Source organism: Amylolactobacillus amylotrophicus DSM 20534 (assembly GCF_001434555.1).
Lineage (GTDB): Bacteria > Bacillota > Bacilli > Lactobacillales > Lactobacillaceae > Amylolactobacillus > Amylolactobacillus amylophilus.
Map to the genome: position 1 here is coordinate 224,422 of NZ_AZCV01000001.1, position 20,719 is coordinate 245,140.

Here is a 20,719-nt window from a genome sequence, read left to right on the forward strand (position 1 = left end):
TAAAACTAGAACTTCTTTAATAAAAATTATAAAACTTAATTTTTAAAATAGATTTGTGATATTTTCTTCCTCAATCTGGCCTAATTTAGTTATTTTAACCGGTACGCCATCCTTTTCTGCATCGATAATAAATGAACCATTAGAATAACGATCGCCGATTGGAAATTCTGTTGTTTTAAATTTCGTCACCTGATTTTGCTCCGTAGTGACCTGCAGCTCCTGGTCCGTGACATACGATACAACGCCCGCAACTCTGTGTGGCTTATTCTTCAATTCACGCAGTGTTAATACACCACGTTTTGCACGGGAAACTAAGTTGACCTCACTCAACTTAAATTGCTTAAATGCACCCCTGGTGGTAATCATCGCTACCTTCGTGTCGCTAGCATCAACAGGATCAAGCAGGAGATAGTCGACCACGGCGTCACCGTCTTTCAGATTAACAGACTTAACACCCGCAGCACGAGCACCGATGACGGGAACTTCGGCCAGCTTGAAGCGCACAGCGTACGAGAATTTGGTGAAGAGGACTAATTCGCTTGCTGCACTCTCTTCCACCTCAGACACATGGACAAGCTTATTCCCCTCACCTTTCAGTTTCATAGCAACTGCCGCCTTAGAGCGGTAAGTTCGACTCGGCTGTAAATCAGCCAGGCTGACTTGTTTAATATAACCATCGTCCGTTGCCAACAAGAAATTTTTCTTGGCAGCCAAATCAAGAATCACAAACACTTGAATAATCTGTTCATCTAACAGAAGGCCAACTTCTTGGGAGAGATGTGAGCCCGTATCCTTCCACTTCACATCCAACAATTCATGGACGGGGCGATAGATCAAATTGCCTTTATTGGTGAATATGTAAAGACTTGCGAGCGTGGAAACTGTATCGTCGAACACAATTTGGTCGTCATCGCGCAAGCCATTGTCGGCTGCGTCCGTCGAATTATACGATCGCAGCGAACTGCGCTTCAGGTAACCATTTGCACTAACAAGTACCCGAACATCCTCTTTGGCAATCAGAGCAGAAGTGTCAATTTCAATCTGTGATACTTCCCTCTGAATAGCGGAGCGGCGAGGGTTACCATACTCTTTTTTCACCGCCACAAGTTCGTCCGTGATCACGCGATTGAGCGTTGCCTGATCATTAATAATTTGCTGCAGACCCAAAATCTTATCTGCAAGCTCCTTGTGTTCTGCACGAAGGGCGTTAACGTCGGTGTTCGTTAGTCGATAAAGCTGCAATGAAACGATGGCCTCGGCCTGTGCCTCGGTGAAATCGTAGGCCGTAACCAAGTTATCCTTCGCGTTCTTCTTGTCGCTACTTGCCCGAATGGTCCTGATGACCTCATCAAGAATCGAGAGTGCTTTAATCAGACCCTCAACGATATGTTGCCGCTTCTGGGCCTTATTTAGGTCAAAAGCAGTTCGCTTTAACACAACGTCTTTTTTATGTTCTAAGTACGCACTAAGAATAGTCTTCAGACCAACTTGTTCTGGGGTCATATGGTTGATGGCCACCATATTAAAGTTGTAACTGATTTGGAGATCAGTATTCTTAAAGAGGTAGTTCAGAATACTTGAGGCATCAGCGCCTTTCTTCAGTTCAATCACAATCGAGAGTCCGTTTCTGTCACTCTCATCGCGCACTTCACTTATTCCATCAATCTTCTTCAGAGCCCGAATTTCATCTATTTTTTTGACCAAAAGAGCTTTATTAACTTCATACGGAATTTCTGTCACGACAATCTGCTCACGGTGACCACGGAGTTCCACAATTGAGGTCTTTGACCGCACAACAATCTTACCCCGACCTGTCTCGTATGCATCCCTAATTCCCTTCTCACCTTGGATAATTGCACCGGTTGGAAAGTCTGGTCCCTTCACATACTGCATCAAATCATCTAAAGTCGCGCCCGGGTGTTCTAGAAGGTAGACTGTGGCATCGATTACTTCACTCAGATTATGCGGTGGAATCTCCGTGGCATAGCCGGCGGAAATACCCGTCGCACCATTAACTAATAGGTTAGGAAAATGGGCTGGTAGTACCACGGGCTCATTCTCTGTGTCATCGAAGTTAAGCACCATCTCGACAGTTTCTTTGTCGATATCCGACAATAATAAATTCGAAATTTTGCTAACACGCGCTTCGGTATACCGCATTGCTGCGGGTGGATCGCCATCTAGCGACCCATTGTTACCGTGCATCTGAATCAGTGGCTCACGTACCTTCCAATCCTGGGAAAGACGAACCATAGCTTCGTAGATGGAGCTATCGCCGTGAGGATGGAAATTACCCATGACGTTACCGACAGACTTCGCCGACTTCCGAAAGGGCTTATCGTAAGTATTACCATCGATGTACATTGCATAAAGAATTCGCCGTTGAACGGGTTTCAAGCCGTCCCGAATGTCCGGGAGCGCACGTTCTTGAATGATGTACTTCGAGTAACGACCAAAGCGTTCGCCCATCACATCTTCAAGGGACATTTCTTTTATACGGTCTGTTTGTTCAACCATCTAACATACCTATCCTTCTAAATCTTTGTTTCTAAAATTGATGAATCTTCTTCAAGCGTGAACTTCACGTTTTTCTCAATCCAATCTCGCCTTGCCTCAACCTTGTCACCCATTAGGGTCGTCACACGCCGCTCAGCGAGCGCCGCATCATCGATTTTGACTCGGATTAGCGTTCTACTACTTGGATCCATCGTCGTCTCCCATAACTGGTCGGCGTTCATTTCACCGAGACCCTTGAATCGCTGAAGACTGTAGCCCTTACCCATTTTTTTGGATGCTGTTTCTAACTCATCGTCCGTCCAGGCATAGACAACCTGTGACTTGGCACCTGTACCCTTTTGTAACTTATACAGTGGCGGCAATGCAATATAAACCTTTCCGGCCTCAATCATTGGGCGCATATACCGGTAGAAAAATGTGAGTAACAGGATCTGAATGTGCGCACCGTCGGTATCAGCATCGGTCATAATGATGACTTTATCATAGTTTGCATCGGAAATTTTGAATTCGGCACCAACACCCGCACCAATTGTATAAATCATCGTGTTGATTTCCTCATTCTTAAAAATATCCGGGAGCTTTGCTTTCTGGGTATTCAGTACCTTCCCACGCAACGGTAAAATTGCCTGAAATTTTCTCTCACGTCCCTGCTTAGCAGAACCACCAGCAGAATCACCTTCGACCAAGAATAATTCGTTCTTCTTCGCATCCCGCGATTGAGCAGGCGTTAGCTTGCCGGATAAGAGTGTATCTGTCTTCTTTCTTTTCTTACCAGAACGCGTATCATCCCGCGCTTTTCTGGCGGCTTCACGTGCATCCCGGGCACGAATGGCCTTCTTAACAAGATCTTGTGCTAGTTCGCCATTCTCGAGCAGAAAATAAGACATTTGTTCATAGACAACCGCTTCAACAGTATTTCTGGCCTGCGGCGTACCGAGCTTTCCTTTGGTTTGTCCTTCAAACTGTAGCAGCTCCTCGGGAATTCGGACAGCAATGACCGCACTCAGCCCTTCACGAAAGTCCGAGCCCTCCAGATTTTTCTCCTTATCTTTCAGTAACCCGACCTTACGAGCATATTCATTAAAGGCCTTAGTAAATCCGGAACGTGCACCCATCTCATGGGTACCGCCATCACCTGTTCGCACATTGTTTACGAATGAAATGAGGTTCTCCGAGTAACCATCGTTATACTGACCGGCAAACTCAACCTCAATCGCCTCTTTGGTACCCTCAAAGTAGAAGACGTCACCAATTACGTCCTTACCCTCATTTAAGTAAGTCACAAACGACTGAATACCGTCTTCATAGTAAAAGACCTCGGAGTTCCCCTCACCACGTTCATCCGTGAGCGTAAACTTGACCCCCTTTAGCAAGAAGGACGATTCTCGAATGCGCTCCTCAATCACATCAAACTTAAAGACCGTAGTCTGGAAAATTGTGGGATCCGGCAGAAACGAAATGGTGGTGCCATTTTTTTCGTGCCTGGTGCCTGTCTTTTTGAGAGTACCCACAGGATGACCGCCATCTTCGAAGCGTTCCTCATAAACAGCACCATCACGCACAACCCGGACAGTCATCCAAGACGATAAGGCATTAACGACGGATGAACCAACACCGTGGAGGCCACCTGAAGTCTTATAACTGCCCTCGTTAAACTTACCACCGGCATGGAGCACGGTCAGGATTACTTCGATAGTTGGTTTACCACTACTATGCATCCCGGTCGGCATCCCCCGTCCAAAATCCTGTACCGTGATGCTATTATCCTGTCCAATTGTAATGTTGATTTCTTTACCAAAACCGGCTAAGGCCTCATCGACGGCATTATCAACAATTTCATAGACCAAGTGGTGCAGTCCACGACCGTCCGTTGAGCCTATGTACATCCCGGGCCTTTTTCTTACCGCTTCCAGACCTTCCAGTATTTGAATCGACGAATCGTCATATGCGTTTTTCTTTGTTGGCAATTTAATCCCCTACATTCCTACAAGTAAAATTTAATTTTGTCCAGTGAGAATCTCTGCTAGAATATACACTAGTAAAGAGAGGTAATCATGTGGACATTGTAAAAAACATTATGTTAATTATTTTAGCATATTTAGCTGGCTCATTTCCTACCGGAGTTTTAATCAGTAAAAAATTCTTCCAGAAGGATTTACGTGACTTTGGTAGTGGCAACACAGGCACCACCAACACATTTCGTGTCTTAGGCTTTTGGCCGGGGGTGGTTGTCCTTACCGTCGACATCTTAAAGGGAACACTTGGAGCGGCACTTCCACTAATTTTCGGCATTGGCCCGAAGTATCTTGTTTTAGTATATGGCCTTGCTAGTATTTTTGGCCACTCATTCTCAATCTTCCTCAACATGAAGGGTGGCAAGGCGGTAGCAACCAGTGCTGGTGTCCTGCTGGCCTACAACTGGAGCTTCTTTTTGATCGCTATCACGGTATTTGGCATCATCCTTTTATTGACCAGCATGGTGAGCCTGACCAGCATGGTGGCGATGGTGATTGTCACCGGCATCTCCTTCTTCTACCACGATGCAATATTGACAACTGTCGCGGCTATTGTCCTGATTTTCATTATCTGGCGGCATCAACCAAATATTCGCCGAATTAAGAACGGAACCGAGAGCGTCGTTCCATTCGGGCTTTACCATCATTATTTGAACAAAAAGAAAGACTAGGTGTTCGCCTAGTCAATTTTTTTGTCATGAAACGCTACCCGAAACTGGGAATTAAATTCTTGGCCAGCTGTGAGCTTATTCATCCCAACTTTCTCCTCAAATGTACCAGAGCTGTCAAGTTCATCGGCAATGCCCCACCAGGGTTCGATGCAGACGAAATCGCTGGTGGTTGGGTACGGCGACCACAGACCCACGAAAGGCGTCTGATCGAGCATCACGTTAATGTGATAGTCATTTTTGTCATTACGCAACGAAATCTTTGTCTGTGAGTTTAATGCATAAATTAATGCGTCATCCTTGAATAATGTGTCGGATACCTCGATCAACGTGTCTGTAGGTGCGAGTGTCCGTTTATCGATATCAATATATGGTCCGACCAAAGGAATTCGGACACGCGACTTAGATGGCTCGAAACTGAAGAAATAGTTATTCTTCTGCACGTCTTCATCAAGTTGCAAGTTGAAACCAGGATGTCCGCCAATTCCGAAGATCATCTCACCATCTGTCATGTTCTTGACGTTAAAACTCACCGTAAGCAAGTTATTAACCAACTGATAGCTGACTCTTAACTGGAATTTGAACGGATACATTTTAAGGGTTGCAGCATTCGAAAATAGCAGCAGTGTAACCGAATTATCTGTTGAATGCTCAATCTGAAACTCGCTGTCACGGGCAAAGCCGTGTTGGGTCATGTGGTAACTTTTTCCTTGATACGTATAAGTATCGTTATTCAGTCGACCCACAATCGGAAACAAAATTGGTGCATGTCGTGCCCAGACCGTAGGATCTGCCTGCCACAGGTACTCTGTCCCGGTATTTTGGTCTTTTACGCTTGAAAGTTCAGCGCCGTGTGTATTGATAATTGCTTTTAGAAACTGGTTTTCAAGTGTATATTCCATTATATTCCTCTATCAAATAAATCTATTGCTCATTACAGGATAAACCTAGTGAGATCCTTATCTGTGATAATATCACGTAATTTATCGTTTACATAGTCTTCTGTGATGGAAATTTCACCCATCTGCATGTCTGGTCCTTCGTACAAGACATCCTCCAAGAGCTTTTCCAGAATTGTAGATAGGCGTCTGGCACCAATATTCTCCGTCCCCTGGTTGACGTCAAAGGCGATTTGGGCGATGCGAGAGATTGCTTCCTGCGTGAAGACCAATTTAATACCGTCGGCATTCATTAAGGCGATGTACTGCTTAATCAAAGAGTTGGTGGGGTCCTTCAGAATTCGTTCGAAGTCCTCTTTAGTCAACGCATTTAATTCTACACGAATCGGGAAGCGTCCTTGAAGTTCCGGAATTAAATCACTTGGCTTCAACTCCGCAAAGGCCCCGGCAGCGATGAAGAGGATGTGGTCAGTTTTCACAGGTCCATACTTTGTGCTAACCGTTGATCCCTCAACGATTGGCAGGATATCTCTTTGCACCCCTTCACGCGAGACCTCGCCAGATTGCTTCTTCTCACCACTTGTAATCTTATCAATCTCATCGATGAAAATAATTCCATCCTGCATGCTGCGTTCAATGGCGTTTTGATAAATCTGATCGTAATCAATCAACTTCTTGGACTCTTCTTGAACCAATAACTCACGTGCCTTTGAGACTGGTAGGGTGCGCTTGATTTTCTTCTTCGGCATGAGACCACTCATCATCGAGTTCATATCAATGCCCATCTGGCCCATCATATCGTTCATCGGATTAACTTTGCCAGCCTCTTCAACCTCAATTGTCACATCCGTATTTTCAAGTAAGCCGCGATCCAGCTGCTCCTTTACCGAAAGTCTTTGGTTCAAGACATTGTCGTCAACCTCTTCCTCAGGCTCACCTTCAGCGGGATTTTGGCCACTCATCAACAAGCTCATCATCTCTTGCATGTTATTCTGGCGTTTTTCCTTTTTGATACCAGGAACGAGTAATCTAACCAGTTTTTTGTCCGCTTCCGCTGTGGCACTTGCACGAACCCGACTCATTTGGTCTTTCTCTTCCATGGCTACCGCAACATCAACAAGGTCACGCACCATGGATTCGACATCCCGACCAACATAGCCAACCTCTGTAAACTTTGTCGCTTCAACCTTGACAAAGGGCGCTTCGACAATCTTTGCTAGTCTGCGCGCAATTTCGGTTTTACCAACACCCGTTGGTCCTGCCATCAGGAGATTCTTCGGTGTAATTTCCTGTTGTAACTCTTTAGAAAGCTGCATTCTTCTGTACCGATTATAGAGAGCGACACTGACAGCCTTCTTGGCCTCATTTTGACCAATAATATATTCATCTAATACTGCAACAATTTCCTTTGGTGTTTGAACTGCCATCCTAATTCTCCTTCAGCATATCGGTTTTGATATCGTCATTCGTGTAAACGTCGATACCACTAGCAATGCGGACCGATTCCTCTGCAATCTCAGTTGCACTCATGTCACTTGCATGTCTAATCATTGCTACGGCAGCAGCTTGTGCAAAGTTACCGCCAGAACCAATCGCCACAACGTTCTCATCGGGCTCTAGCACCTCACCACCACCTGATATGAGTAGCAAATCTTCCGCATTAAAAGCAATCAAGAGAGCCTCCAGCTTCTGCAAGGTGGGATCTTTACGCCAATCCCGAGCAAGTTCAACAGCAGCACGTTTCAGATTGCCAGAATAAGCCTCTAGTTTGTTCTCCAACCTTTCCTGAAGGGTGACGGCGTCGGCCACACCGCCGGCAAAGCCAATCACGACCTGATCGTTATAAATCCGGCGAATCTTTCTGGCAGTTTGCTTACTAATCACTTTTTCGCCCATTGTGACCTGACCGTCACCGGCAATTGCGGTTACACCGTTAAATTTCACTGCACTAATTGTTGTCATTAATTAATCCTCTTTCTTTAATTCGTTGCTGTTACGTGGAAAATACTTTTGGTAATCATGTTGTAAATGTTCCATCGTGACATGAGTATACGCCTGTGTGGTCGATAATGAACTATGTCCCAGCAATTCTTGAACAGTTCTTAAATCTGCTCCGTTATTTAACATTTGGGTGGCGAAAGTATGCCGCAACATATGCGGGTGAATCTTCGCTGATAGTGCGGACTTCTCAATTATTCTGTCCAACACATACGTAATCCCCCTACTAGTAATCTTACCACCACGATTGTTCAAGAAGACATAGTCGTTAGTTTGACCAGATTTAGCTAGAAGCTCGGGGCGCACATTATCGAGATAGTCGGTCAAAGCCTTTTTGGCGTGTTCACCAAATGGCACGTAGCGATCTTTATTACCCTTACCATGGACCAAGATAATCTTTAGCGTCAAATCGAGCTGAGCAATGGTCAAGTCTGCTACCTCACTCACACGCATTCCTGTTGCATAAAATAATTCCAGTAACGCGGCATTTCGTCTGTCTAGAGGTGCCTCTCCCGTAGTTGCAGCAAATAAAGCCACCATCTCTTGCTCATAGAAGAAACGGGGTAACTTCTTCTCATTCGTACGCAAGTAGACCGACTCAGTTGGGTTTTTACGTAGTATTTCACGCTTAATTAAGAAGTGGTAAAAGGAGCGTAACGCTGATATCCTTCGCGCAATGCTATCACGTTTATTGCCCTTATCATCTAAGAATGCCATAAATAATTCAACATCTCGATTAGAAACGTTTGAGAAACCGGTAAAGCCCCCATTTTCTGTCAAGAATTGCACGAAACTGGCCAAATCCTTCTTGTATGCTAAAACCGTATTTACTGAGTAACGCCGTTCATTTGTCAAATAGTGTAGAAATTGCTGTATTTGGTCTTCAGAATCTTCGATCAATTAATTACCTCTTGTCTAGAAATTTCTTGTTGAAAATTTGCTAAATCAGCTAATGCTTTCTGAGAGAGCGCTAGATTGCGTTCTTTCTTTTGGCGAATCCGCGTAGATAACGTTGGCACGAGTGCGAAGTTAGCATTCATCGGTTGGAAATGTTTTGCATTTGCGTGGGTGATGTAGTGGGCCATCCCACCAAGCTCTGTCGTTTCCGGGAAGATGATGGGTGCGAGCCCCATTGCTGCTTGATAGGCATTTAACCCGGCCACTAGTCCGCTTCCAGCACTTTCTACGTATCCCTCAACTCCCGTCATCTGTCCAGCAAAAAATAAGCCGGATTGCATCTTCGATTCGTAATTTTGCTTTAATAAAAGTGGTGAGTTGAGGTAGGTATTTCTGTGCATCACACCGTAACGAATAAATTCGGCCTGCTCCAGTCCCGGAATTAACCTAAACACCCGCTTTTGCTCGGGCCATTTCAGATGGGTCTGGAAACCAACGATGTTATACATCGTCGCCTGCGCATCATCCTGACGTAACTGGATCACCGCAAACGGTTCCTCACCTGTCGCTGGGTTCTCCAGTCCAACAGGTTTCAACGGACCAAAGAGCATTGTCTTAAATCCACGGGCTGCCATCACCTCGATTGGCATGCAACCCTCAAAGACCCCTTCATCCTCAAATCCGTGCAGTTCAGCAGTCTCCGCCTTGACCAATTCATTATAAAAGAGCTCAAACTCGCCCTTAGTCAGCGGGCAATTCAAGTAAGCTGCCTCGCCACGATCGTAGCGGGACTTTTTGTAGACTTTCGTCATATCGATGGAGTCTGAGGAAACAATCGGTGCGGCCGCGTCAAAGAAATGGAGGCTATCCTGCCCGTTTAGCTGCTTGATTTGCTCAGCCAGCGCGGGACTGGTCAACGGACCCGTTGCCACAACCGTTACACCAGCGCGGGGCAGTTCTGTTACCTCATCCTGGATAACCTCGATGTTTGGCATACTCAATAGCTTATTGGTTACGAATGCCGAAAAGTGATCACGATCAACGGCTAACGCCCCACCGGCTGGGACGCGATTGGCATCTGCTGCCGCCATGATAAGCGAGTTGAACTGACGCATCTCTTCTTTCAAAAGTCCAACAGCGTTCGTCAATTCATTTGACCGCATTGAGTTGGTACAAACTAACTCAGCAAAATTCTGCGATTGGTGCGCGGGCGTCATCTTCTTCGGGCGCATCTCATATAACTTTACTGTCACATCTGGGTGTTGTGCAATTTGCCATGCTGCCTCGGCTCCGGCTAGTCCTCCGCCAATCACATTGATTACTGGTTTCATCTGCTATCCTCATATTTTCAATATTTAATTGCATAAAAAAATAATATCATTTAGTAGCGAATTAAGTAACCGGTTTCGCACCAATGATATTAAAATTTAACAAATATTATTTTTGAATCTCTTCTTCGTAATCACCGTTCGGACACACAACCCGGCGACCGCCCTTAACCTTCTTCTCAACCAAGAAATGGCCATCCTTAGGACAGTCTCGGCCAATTGGCCGGTCCCATGAAACGAAATCACATTCTGGATAGCGAGAACAACCATAAAATAATCTGTTACGCTTAGATTTCTTCTCAACCACTTGGCCAATATGACATTTCGAACATGTCACGCCAATTTCCTTGACTATCGGCTTGGTGTTACGACAATCTGGGAAACGTGAACAAGCATAAAACTTACCGAAACGGCCTAGTTTAATGACCATCGGTGCACCACAGATATCACAATTGAAGCCGGCTGGTTCATCCTTTATCTGAACTTTCTCGATTTCAGAGTCTGCCTTAGTCAGCTCTTTCTCAAATGGCTTGTAGTACTCGTCGACCACAGTCACCCAATTCTTCTGACCTTCTTCGACGGAGTCTAGATCATTTTCAAGTTGCGCTGTGAAGTCAATATTTACAATATCTGGGAAGAACTCTTCAATCAACGCATCGACAATTTCACCCAAGTCAGTCGGCACAAACGACTTCCCTTCGAGCTTCACGTAATATCGTTTTTGAATCGTATCTATCGTCGGTGCGTAAGTTGATGGCCGACCGACGCCATTCTCCTCAAGCGCTTTGACTAAGCTTGCTTCTGTGTAACGAGCTGGCGGCTGCGTGAAGTGCTGTGCAGGATCGGTCTTAGAAAGTTTGACCTGCTCACCCTCCAAAAGCTCTGGTAATTCGTCCTTCTTACTTGTTTTCGCATCACTCAGATCATATACTTTCGTGAAACCCGCAAATTTAATCTTGGAGCCGTTGGTCCTAAAAGTAACACCATTTTGCTCGATATCCGCCCGTACGGTATCATAAACCGCTGCGGTCATCTGACTGGCAACGAAGCGAGACCAAATCAGCTGGTATAGTCGCATTTGATCCCGCGAGAGGATGTCTTTCAAGCTCTCTGGCGTCCGAAAAACACTTGATGGCCGGATTGCCTCATGGGCATCTTGGGCTCCTTCTTGGTTCTTTACCGTTTGTGGCTTATGGGCTGCGAACTGTTCCCCGTATTCCTCATGAATAAACTTAGCAGCATCGTGCTTAGCAACGCTTGAGATCCGCTTAGAGTCCGTTCTCATGTACGTAATCAAACCGACCGTGCCCTCTTTACCGAGGTTAATTCCCTCGTAAAGCTGTTGCGCAATCATCATGGTCTTTCTAGTCTTGTAGTTCAACCGTTTATTAGCTTCTTGTTGGAGTGAGCTGGTGGTAAAGGGAGCAGCTGGCTGGCGCCGCCGTTCCTTTTTGACGACCGCAGTAATGTCAAATGGTTTATTCTTATCTATTTGACCCAGTAACTCTTTTACTTCATCGTTGTTTTTTAACTCTTTTTTCTTGCCATTCACACCATAAAAGGAGCTGACAAATTTGGTTCTACCTTTAGCAAACTCTGCGTCAATCGTCCAGTACTCTTCAGGATTGAACGCCTTTATTTCCTTTTCACGCGTGATAACCAGATTGAGTGCGATAGATTGAACACGACCAGCACTCAGACCCTTCTTCACTTTCGCCCACAGAATAGGTGAGATAGAGTATCCAACGATCCGGTCTAAGACACGACGAGCCTGCTGTGCGTCGACTAGATCCATATCAATCGAACGTGGCGTCTTAAACGAATTTTTCACGGCATCTTTTGTTATTTCATTGAAAACCACGCGGTTCTTTGAGCCATCGGGTAATCCCAGAATATGCGACACATGCCACGCGATGGCCTCACCCTCACGGTCCGGATCGGCCGCGAGATAAACGTTATCAACCTTTGCCGCCTCTTTTTTAAGATTCTTGATGGTTTCGCCCTTACCACGAATGGATATGTACTTTGGTTCATAATTATGTTCGAAATCGATTCCCATCTGCGACTTTGGCAAATCACGAATATGTCCGAGGCTAGCCACAACATGATAATTGCGCCCCAGATATTTTTCAATAGTTTTGGCTTTAGCAGGTGATTCTACAATCACGAGATTCTTCTTAGGCATTAAAAAGCCCCTTCCTGTTTACTGACAAAAATTAGACTAAGTCTAAAATATAAAAAAATTTCTGTCAATAAATTAAATCCAATATGTCAGCAGACTCTATCATTCCATAATTAGGAGAAATTGTCTAATGAAAAATCAATGATTGGTGTCGCACCCGCGGCAATTAGTTCATTTGTTCCCGCTGAAAGCGGGCTCGTGATTGGGCCTGGAATAGCGAAAACATTGCGATTTTCTTGTAGCGCAACATTGGCAGTGATTAGGGAGCCACTTCTTTGTCTTGCCTCGGTCACAACTACGTCCTCAGCAACCCCAGCGATTAATCTGTTGCGCTCGGGAAATCTAAAACGGGCGGGTGGCGTGTCTGGCAGGTACTCGCTCAACAATAATCCTTTTTTCGCCACCTGCTTTTGCAATGCGTGATTCCGTTCAGGATAGAAGTGATTCACCCCACTGCCAATAATACCAATCGTTGCCCCACCAGCAGCCAACGCGTACTCATGGGCCAGGCAGTCAACACCCTCTGCAAGACCCGAAATAATTATTTTCTGTTTCGCCACCAGCGCAGGCACTAACTCCTGTAGAATTTGACGGCTATAGGCAGAATTCTTTCTGGCGCCCACAATCGCTACACCATGTCCATTTAGTAACCGAATATCGCCCTGATAAAACAACAATAGCGGTGGGCGGTAGATTTCCCGGAGTTTCTCCGGGTAGGCAGCATCGAAAAATGATATTACACCGCAAATCTTCTTAATCCGCTGAACATTCCTGCGCAGTTCTAAGTCAAATATAATTTGCTGAAGCTGATACAGTAGTTCCAGATCCGGCACAACCGCTTTAAGTGTCGTCAGATTGACATCGTCTACCTCTGACAGTTTGCTGGTTAGTTCGAGCATTTCACGGTACTTGTATTTTTGACTCATCTTCGTTAATAGTAAGAATTCTGTTTTGTTCATAAAAAAATCTCCTTTGCTATATATACGCAAAAAAAGGAGATAAACATTTATTTAGTTTTTAATTTTTATCCTGAGCAACAAGATACTGTGAGACAGGCGCAAAAGACCGGCGGTGAATGAAACAAGCACCCAAGCGCTCTAGCCCCAAAAGATGCTCATTTGTGCCATAGCCTGCATTACTAGAGAAACCGTAGCCAGGGAAAACAGCATCGTAAGAGTCCATCAAACGGTCACGCAGCACCTTGGCCACGATGCTTGCCGCCGCAATCGAGTTGCTTTTGGCATCACCTTTAACCAGCCGTACCTGTTCAATCTCCACGGGTACCTGCATCGCATCTACTAGCAGTAATGTCGGTTGAATATCTAGCTGTGAGACAGCCGCCGCCATCGCCAGTCTGGTTGCTTCATAAATATTCACTTGGTCAATTACTTGCGCGCTCTCTATGCCAATGCCTACTGCGACTGCCTGTTCAATAATTTTCAGAAATAATTCGTCACGCTTATGTTTAGTGAGCTGCTTCGAGTCGTTAACATCTAACACACTGAAGTCTTTTGGCAAGATCACTGCGGCTGACACAACAGGACCCGCTAACGGGCCACGTCCTACTTCGTCAACACCTGCAATATACTTGTGTGTGGTCCAATATTCACGTTCAAGAGCAAATCTTGCCTCGAAGGCTGCACTTCTTTTTGCTTCCTGTAAAAGTCCTTTCTCGTATCTTTGACGTAATTTCTGTGCCCCACTGCGCGTGTCTTTTGCGAGCGCTGCTAAAAACTCTGCGCTAGGTGGGAGCGAATTAGTAAATAGAATATCTTTTAGTGCCAAAAGACTCGGCTGTTTAGTTTCTGTTAGTGGTCGATCCTGCCTAGTCATTATGCGCCACCCAATCTAATGATATTCGGCCGAGCTTCAGCTTTCTGAATCGTTGTAACAGTATTAATGCGAAACGGTCATAGTCGTCTCGATAACCGAACTGCTTGGTTAACTGCAACAACAATTCTGGCGTACTCTGTGCGTCTAAATCTGTTACTCTAGTAAATTCTCGTAACTGGCGCGTATAGTTGGTCTTTAAGAAATCCAAGAGATAAATTGCAACGTCATCCGCATGGAAGATACTATCCTTAATCGCACCACAGGCGGCGAGCTTGTAGCCTACCTCCTGATCATCAAACTTGGGCCACAAAATTCCAGGCGTGTCGAGTACTTGAATGTTGCCCTTTGCTTTCAGCCAATTCTGGTTCTTGGTCACGCCGGGACGATCGCCTACGACTGCGACATTCTTCCCAACTAAACGGTTCAAGATAGTCGATTTACCACAGTTCGGGATGCCGACACAAACAGCCCTGATGGTTGGACTGAGTGCACCCTTTGCCATAATCTTCTTTGTTTTAGCAGCAGTAGCCTGCTTGATCAACGTCACAAGTTGCTCAATCTGTGAGTTATGCTTAGCATCCAGTGCGATGACAAATTCATGACCTAAATTGCTGAAATAAGTAACCCAACGTTTCGTCTCGACTGGATCAGCCAAGTCAGCTTTATTTAGGACAATTAAATGCTGCTTTTTCTGGGCCAACTTTTCAATTAACGGGTTACGTGAGGATAATGGAATACGCGCATCAACCACCTCGATGACGACATCAACCAGTTCAAGAATATCAATAATTTGGTTCTTGGCCTTGTTCATGTGTCCTGGATACCATTGAATATTTGCCATCTAGCGGCCCCTCCTCTATATTCTTTAGACTAAATATCTTTTTTCTAAAAGCACGTCTCAAAAAAAGAACGTGACTAGCACGTTCTATTTTAGCATTATTACGTTTAATTTAGAATGTTAGTGTTTCTTCGCAACACGTTCTTGTAAATCTAATAGTCGCTGCTCTATTTCGTCCCTGGCGCTACGAAAAGCCGCCATTATCTCCGACTCCGTTCCTGTTGCTTGGGCTGGGTCTGCCACTGGCCAATGTTCTTTCACAATATTAGCCGGTGTCGCTGGACAACGATCACGCGCGTCACCACAAAGCGTAACCACTAAATCACTGCTCATGAGATAGTCGCCATCAATCAGAGTTGAAACATTTTTGGAGATGTCTACACCACTTTCGGCCATCACTTCGACCGCACGTGGATTCAGACCGTGTACTTCAACCCCCGCACTTGCAACACGCCAATCCGATCCCAGAATCTTCTTGGCAAAACCCTCCGCCATTTGGCTTCGACACGAATTTCCCGTACATAAAAAATATACTTGTGGCATTTCTCTTTCCCCCACCGTTTCTTATTTCTTCGCCTCAGCAACCGCCGTACTGAGAGTCTGGTCATCGTTTTGTGCTTTGAGTGCAATTAATTCATATAACTTATTCTGATTGGTTGCATCAACCTCACCCTTAACTGGAAGATTATTAGCTGTCTGAAACTTTTTGACAGCGGTAAGAGTAGCAGTATCATAGACACCTGTCAGATGATTATTCAGATATCCTAGTGCCATGAGGTACTGTTGCAATACCGAAACATCCAAACCCATTGTATTTGCTTTTAACGTTTCACCACTAGTGAAGCCGGTTAACTTCATATAACTAGGAACCGCAACTGCGATGTCCGGTTTCAAGCCCTTATGATTAATCCATGTACCGTCAGGTGTGAGCCACTTGGCTACCGTGTACTTATACTCGAAGTTCGGGTCAGTACCGTTAACTTCCTGAACGGTTCCCTTACCGTATGATGTCTGACCGACAAGCTTTGCCCCAGCCGACTGTTTTAGTGCGGCGGCGAAAATCTCAGCCGCACTCGCGCTATTACCGTCGATTAAAATAATTGGTTTAATGGTGGTAATCCGCTTGCGTCCCCGAATCTTTGTACTAGACTTAATAATTTCCGGTTTGCCAGTCTTACCCTGGTATTGCATGATTATCTTCTTGTTCTGCACAAACTGTGCAGCGCTCTCTAAGGCCGCATCCATAACACCACCAGGATTCCCCCGAACATCGATAATTACTTTCCGCACACCCTGCTTCTCAAAAGCGCTTAAGTTCTTTCTCAAGTCCTTACCTGTATTTGTGTCAAACTGGCTGATGGCGATGTAAGCTAGTTGATCATCCAGCATCTTTGTAGTGAGGCTACTTTGCGTAATCTTCGCCCGTGTGAGCGTCACATTAAACGATTCCTTGTCACGCTGCACCTTAATCGTTACCTTGGTACCAACCTTGCCACGAATTAAACTTGAGGCTTGACTGATATCACCATCCTTGATTGTCGTCTTATCAACGGCCAAAATAAGGTCACCGGCTTTAAGATTGCTCTTTGCAGCAGGAGTTTCTGGCATAATAGAGTCGATTACAACCTGTTTATTTTTAGAGACCACCGTCACGCCAACGCCACCAAAATTAGTACCGGTGATTGTTTGGTTTACCTGCTTTGTCTGACTGTCATTCAAAGAAATCGAATAAGGATCTCCTAGAGCGTCAAGCATACCAGAAATAGCACCTTGCTGTAATTTTGTGGCAGAAATTTTCTTGTAGTAGCGTTGCTGTAGTTGTTGATAAACCTGCTCAACTTTCGCCAAGCCGACCGGCTTCTCTGCCGCCTGTTCATTCAGTACTGTCAGCACAATTGCTAATGTTAAAAAAGCTCCTACCAGAAGGCTGGCAAGAGCGATTAAGAATGTGTTTTTTCGCGAAAAGACAACCCGCTTCTTGTTCTCATTTGCTTTTTTCATCTAACTATCCTAGTTCCACTTTAAATTTACTGTTTTTAATTCATTTTATCCAGGTACATCCTGTATGCCTCATCGAACACATCCATGTTAGGTAAATAGCTACCATTCAGTTCCAAATAATTAGATAATTCTTCATAATCCTGCATCTGTTTAGGAAAATATTGGTCATTAAACGCATTATTGGCAAACTCTGCAATCATGGTGTGACTGTCAGGATTTCTGAGCGTCATTAAGTACTGGTAGAAACTTTGTCTCATCAAATTTATCAGCCCTATTCTGTATAAAAAATCACTGCAAATGCGCCGCGACCAGCATGAGTTGCCACAACCGAACTAGTCTCACGTACCAAAATAGGCACAGTGGGATTAACCGCATGAATTTGGTCAGCAAACTCGTTCATTTCAGCTTCAGCGTCGACGTGCGACAAGCCAATCTCAACGATGTTCTTGTATTTCTTAATCGTATCAATGACTTCTTGCTTGAATTTATTCACCGTCTTTTGCCCACGACCCTTCTGTGCAATCTCAAGCTTACCGCCCTGCATCTTTAGGATTGCTTTGATATTCAGTAGCGTAGCAATACGACCGGTTGTCTTACCAAGTCGTCCGCCCTTGATGATGTTGTCGAGGTTAACCACAACCAACTTAAGGTAGGTGTTTTCCTGAATTTGCTTGACATGGGCAACAACTTCATCCATTGAGTGCCCTGCCGCGATATCCTTCGCTGCCGCGATGAGCTGCTGCCCTTGGGCACGGTCCGTATACTCGCAGTCAACCACTGTAATGGCATCTGTTTCTAGAATCTGCACCGCCTGCCTTGCGGCATTTACCGTCCCGCTGAGTGATTCCGCCATCATAATCGCGAGTACCTGACTACCATCTGCAATTAATTCCTGAAAGACCTCGACGAACTTGCCGATGGCCGGTTGAGACGTTGATGGCAAGTCCTTAGCTAGTTCCATCTTCTGCACGAATTCCTTTCGTGAGATATCCACCTCATCGACGTAGTTCTGCCCGTCAATGTTAATGGTCAATGGTACAATTGTAATCTGGTATTGTTCAATCTCTGCTGGTGTTAGTTGGACTGAAGAGTCGGTTACTAATTTAATTTTCGTCAATTTTTTACTTCCATTTCAAATAAGTATTTGTAAATGTGTTAACATTACTTAGTAGCCTCCACGTATCTGATGAGTCGAGCAGACACTAGTTACTACATATCAGTATATCAAATGTGGAAAGCCATATCATAAATTAAATGTTAAATTTACAGAATGAGGATGAATATTTATGCGAATTAGCGAACTTTTTAAAGTGCCAGAGCCCAGATCAAAGGCCTACAACATTGTGAATGAAACATTTGGGGCGGTGACTCATGGTATCGGCTTCTTCCTCTCGGTAGCGGGACTAGTAATGCTAATTATCAAAACGATCCCGGAGCATGATACACTCAAGCTGGTCTCGTTCATTATCTACGGTAGTTCCCTAATTCTGCTGTACCTCTTTTCGACTCTTTACCATAGCTTAGTCTTTACACGAGCACGTCATGTATTTCAGATATTTGATCACAGCTCAATCTTTATCCTAATCGCTGGTTCATACACACCGTACACGTTGGTCGGTGTTGGCGGGCGGTTTGGCTGGATCATGTTTGTGCTAATTTGGGTGCTTGCAGTGCTCGGAATTCTCTACAAAATTTTCCTAGTCGGGAAGTACGGCAAATTCGAGACTATTCTCTATATCATTATGGGGTGGCTAGTCATACTAGCCTCAAAGCCCCTTGTGGCGACACTTGGACCGACGGGTTTCATGTTGCTCGTCAGTGGTGGCGTTGCATATACATTCGGGGCATTACTCTACAGTATGAGAAACGTACCATTTATCCATGTAATTTGGCACATTTTCGTCATGTTGGGTTCAATCTTAATGTACTTTTCAATTCTCTTCTATCTATAAACGATTTCAGGCAAAAAGGGCGGAAAATTTTCTGCCCTTTTTTATTTGAATCCTGGCCTTGCTAAATCATTACGCTGATAGATATAGAAATGGTGGGGATAAATATTTCGTTCATCAACACGACCCGCTAACTCTTTTATGAGTTCAAATTTAGTTAAATCAATCTGGGGCATTTTGGTGTCACCAGCAATGGTATTCTGGACTTTTGTGATATACAAAAGATCGACCTCACCGACCAATGCTTCATAAATTTGTGCTCCACCTATTACGAAAATTGTTTCATCCTCTGCATAAGGTATCTGCTCAAGGTGATGCAGCAATTGAGCAACAGAGTGAACAACAGTGACACCCGCATAACTCCAATCCGGGTTTCTCGTCAGAACAATATTCTCCCTCTCTGGTAGAGGTTTGACGTGCAAAGAGTCAAAGGTTCTACGTCCCATCACAACGGGATGCCCTTTCGTCTGTTCCTTGAAGAACTGCATGTCGTCTGGCAAGTTCCAAGGTATGACCCCATCTTTACCAATATAACCAAGGCTATTTTCAGCCCAAATAAACGCGATTTTTTTCATTAGATTGCCACCGGTGCCTTTATTGTATTTTGTGGATGATAGTTAACGATGTTGAAATCAGTCAATTGATAGTCAAACAAATTTGGTTCGTTCACTTGTGTACTAAAGTGATTGATACGCAATTGCGGGCCCGCATTCGGTGTACGTGCTAACTGCATCTTCGCCTGGTCGACGTGGTTTGCATAAAGGTGCACATCGCCAAATGTGTGGACTAACTCGCCCACCTCTAGGTCGCAGATATCAGCAACGATATGCGTGAGTAGCGCATAACTCGCGATATTAAATGGTACTCCTAAAAAGACGTCACCAGAGCGTTGGTACAGCTGACAAGAGAGTTTACCATCGAGCACATAGAACTGAAACAACGAGTGACATGGGGGAAGCGCCATACTCGGTACATCCTCAGGATTCCAAGCACTGACAATTAACCTGCGCGAATCCGGATTACTCTTGATTGTCATGACAACATTGAGCAGTTGGTCGATTGTCTCACCGTTTCTGCTCTGCCACTCACGCCATTGCTTACCATAAACCGGACCAAGGTTACCAAAACGCTGGCTAAATTGTTCATCAGTCAGAATTTTTTGGACGAACTTGGCATGCTCTAATTCATACTGATGCTTGAAGTCCAGATTGGTGAGCACACGATGACCGAAATCAGTCATGTCAGGTCCTGTATACTCTGTACTTCTGACATAGTTCAAAAAAGCCCACTCATCCCAAATATGATTATTATTTTCCAACAAATATTTGATGTTCGTATCGCCATGCAAGAACCAAAGTAGCTCACTTGCAATCAGGCGGAACGGTACTTTCTTGGTCGTTAACAAAGGAAAATTTTCTTGAAGGTCAAAGCGCATTTGATAACCAAATAGGCTATAAGTGCCCGTTTTTGTCCTGTCTTCTTTGAAATTTCCCTCTGTTACCAACTTATTCAAAAGTGTGAGATACTGCAGTTCATTATTGTTCATGGCAATCCCAAAAGCTTTCCAAAAGATTTTAACTAATTCTAGTTTACC

General features: G+C 44.7%; 19 protein-coding genes. 2 read left to right on the plus strand and 17 right to left on the minus strand.

Features of this window, described 5'->3' with window-relative positions; translation table 11 throughout:
• Positions 1–42 precede the first annotated feature (42 nt).
• Positions 43–2,517, minus strand: a complete 2,475-nt coding sequence (gene parC, locus FC62_RS01100) for a DNA topoisomerase IV subunit A (RefSeq protein ID WP_056946122.1) — start codon at positions 2,515–2,517, stop codon at positions 43–45.
• A 17-nt stretch (positions 2,518–2,534) separates the two neighbouring features.
• Positions 2,535–4,484, minus strand: coding sequence for a DNA topoisomerase IV subunit B (gene parE / locus FC62_RS01105; RefSeq protein ID WP_056946121.1), 1,950 nt, complete (start codon positions 4,482–4,484; stop codon positions 2,535–2,537).
• A gap of 89 nt (positions 4,485–4,573) precedes the next feature.
• Here parE and plsY point away from each other — a divergent pair, with 89 nt between their 5' ends.
• Entirely contained in the window at positions 4,574–5,203 is a 630-nt protein-coding gene (plsY, locus tag FC62_RS01110) for a glycerol-3-phosphate 1-O-acyltransferase PlsY (RefSeq protein WP_371857338.1), read from the plus strand.
• An 8-nt stretch (positions 5,204–5,211) separates the two neighbouring features.
• Here plsY and FC62_RS01115 read toward each other — a convergent pair whose 3' ends face one another.
• The 13 genes from FC62_RS01115 to FC62_RS01175 all read right to left on the minus strand — a co-directional run bounded on the left by FC62_RS01115 (position 5,212) and on the right by FC62_RS01175 (position 18,293).
• The gene (locus tag FC62_RS01115; protein WP_056946120.1) at positions 5,212–6,102 is read right to left on the minus strand and encodes an aldose 1-epimerase family protein; all 891 of its coding nucleotides are present in this window, start codon (positions 6,100–6,102) and stop codon (positions 5,212–5,214) included.
• Between the two features lie 32 nt (positions 6,103–6,134).
• Positions 6,135–7,526: an ATP-dependent protease ATPase subunit HslU gene (hslU, locus tag FC62_RS01120; protein ID WP_056946119.1), complete on the minus strand. Its 1,392-nt coding sequence runs from the start codon at positions 7,524–7,526 to the stop codon at positions 6,135–6,137.
• A gap of 1 nt (position 7,527) precedes the next feature.
• Positions 7,528–8,061, minus strand: coding sequence for an ATP-dependent protease subunit HslV (gene hslV / locus FC62_RS01125; protein ID WP_054745100.1), 534 nt, complete (start codon positions 8,059–8,061; stop codon positions 7,528–7,530).
• 3 nt (positions 8,062–8,064) lie between these two features.
• Entirely contained in the window at positions 8,065–8,997 is a 933-nt protein-coding gene (xerC, locus tag FC62_RS01130) for a tyrosine recombinase XerC (RefSeq protein WP_054745102.1), read from the minus strand.
• A complete protein-coding gene (gene trmFO / locus FC62_RS01135) occupies positions 8,994–10,325 on the minus strand; it encodes a methylenetetrahydrofolate--tRNA-(uracil(54)-C(5))-methyltransferase (FADH(2)-oxidizing) TrmFO (protein WP_056946118.1) in 1,332 nt (443 codons plus the stop codon). Before trmFO ends, xerC begins: the two co-directional genes overlap by 4 nt.
• Positions 10,326–10,431: 106 nt before the next feature.
• Positions 10,432–12,507 carry a type I DNA topoisomerase gene (gene topA, locus FC62_RS01140; protein WP_056946117.1) on the minus strand — a complete coding sequence of 692 codons (2,076 nt, stop codon included), beginning with the start codon at positions 12,505–12,507 and terminating at the stop codon, positions 10,432–10,434.
• Positions 12,508–12,617: 110 nt separating this feature from the next.
• A complete protein-coding gene (gene dprA / locus FC62_RS01145) occupies positions 12,618–13,463 on the minus strand; it encodes a DNA-processing protein DprA (protein WP_056946116.1) in 846 nt (281 codons plus the stop codon).
• A gap of 58 nt (positions 13,464–13,521) precedes the next feature.
• Complete coding sequence (locus FC62_RS01150; protein ID WP_082611550.1) at positions 13,522–14,337, minus strand: ribonuclease HII; 816 nt, start codon at positions 14,335–14,337, stop codon at positions 13,522–13,524.
• Positions 14,330–15,178, minus strand: coding sequence for a ribosome biogenesis GTPase YlqF (gene ylqF / locus FC62_RS01155; RefSeq protein WP_054745104.1), 849 nt, complete (start codon positions 15,176–15,178; stop codon positions 14,330–14,332). The genes FC62_RS01150 and ylqF overlap by 8 nt, the downstream gene beginning before the upstream one ends.
• Before the next feature lie 117 nt (positions 15,179–15,295).
• Complete coding sequence (arsC, locus tag FC62_RS01160) at positions 15,296–15,718, minus strand: arsenate reductase (thioredoxin) (RefSeq protein ID WP_056946115.1); 423 nt, start codon at positions 15,716–15,718, stop codon at positions 15,296–15,298.
• Positions 15,719–15,739: 21 nt separating this feature from the next.
• Positions 15,740–17,176, minus strand: coding sequence for a S41 family peptidase (locus FC62_RS01165; RefSeq protein WP_056946114.1), 1,437 nt, complete (start codon positions 17,174–17,176; stop codon positions 15,740–15,742).
• Positions 17,177–17,211: 35 nt separating this feature from the next.
• Positions 17,212–17,433: a YozE family protein gene (locus FC62_RS01170; RefSeq protein WP_054745310.1), complete on the minus strand. Its 222-nt coding sequence runs from the start codon at positions 17,431–17,433 to the stop codon at positions 17,212–17,214.
• Positions 17,434–17,447: 14 nt separating this feature from the next.
• A complete protein-coding gene (locus FC62_RS01175; RefSeq protein WP_056946112.1) occupies positions 17,448–18,293 on the minus strand; it encodes a DegV family protein in 846 nt (281 codons plus the stop codon).
• Between the two features lie 169 nt (positions 18,294–18,462).
• On the opposite strand from FC62_RS01175, the gene trhA reads away from it, so the two are divergent.
• On the plus strand, positions 18,463–19,128 hold the full coding sequence (gene trhA, locus FC62_RS01180) for a PAQR family membrane homeostasis protein TrhA (RefSeq protein WP_054745110.1): 666 nt from the start codon (positions 18,463–18,465) through the stop codon (positions 19,126–19,128).
• A gap of 41 nt (positions 19,129–19,169) precedes the next feature.
• On the opposite strand, the gene FC62_RS01185 is transcribed toward trhA, so the two are convergent.
• Positions 19,170–19,700, minus strand: coding sequence for a dihydrofolate reductase (locus FC62_RS01185; RefSeq protein WP_056946111.1), 531 nt, complete (start codon positions 19,698–19,700; stop codon positions 19,170–19,172).
• Positions 19,700–20,671: a thymidylate synthase gene (locus FC62_RS01190; RefSeq protein ID WP_056946423.1), complete on the minus strand. Its 972-nt coding sequence runs from the start codon at positions 20,669–20,671 to the stop codon at positions 19,700–19,702. Before FC62_RS01190 ends, FC62_RS01185 begins: the two co-directional genes overlap by 1 nt.
• Positions 20,672–20,719: the final 48 nt, after the last annotated feature.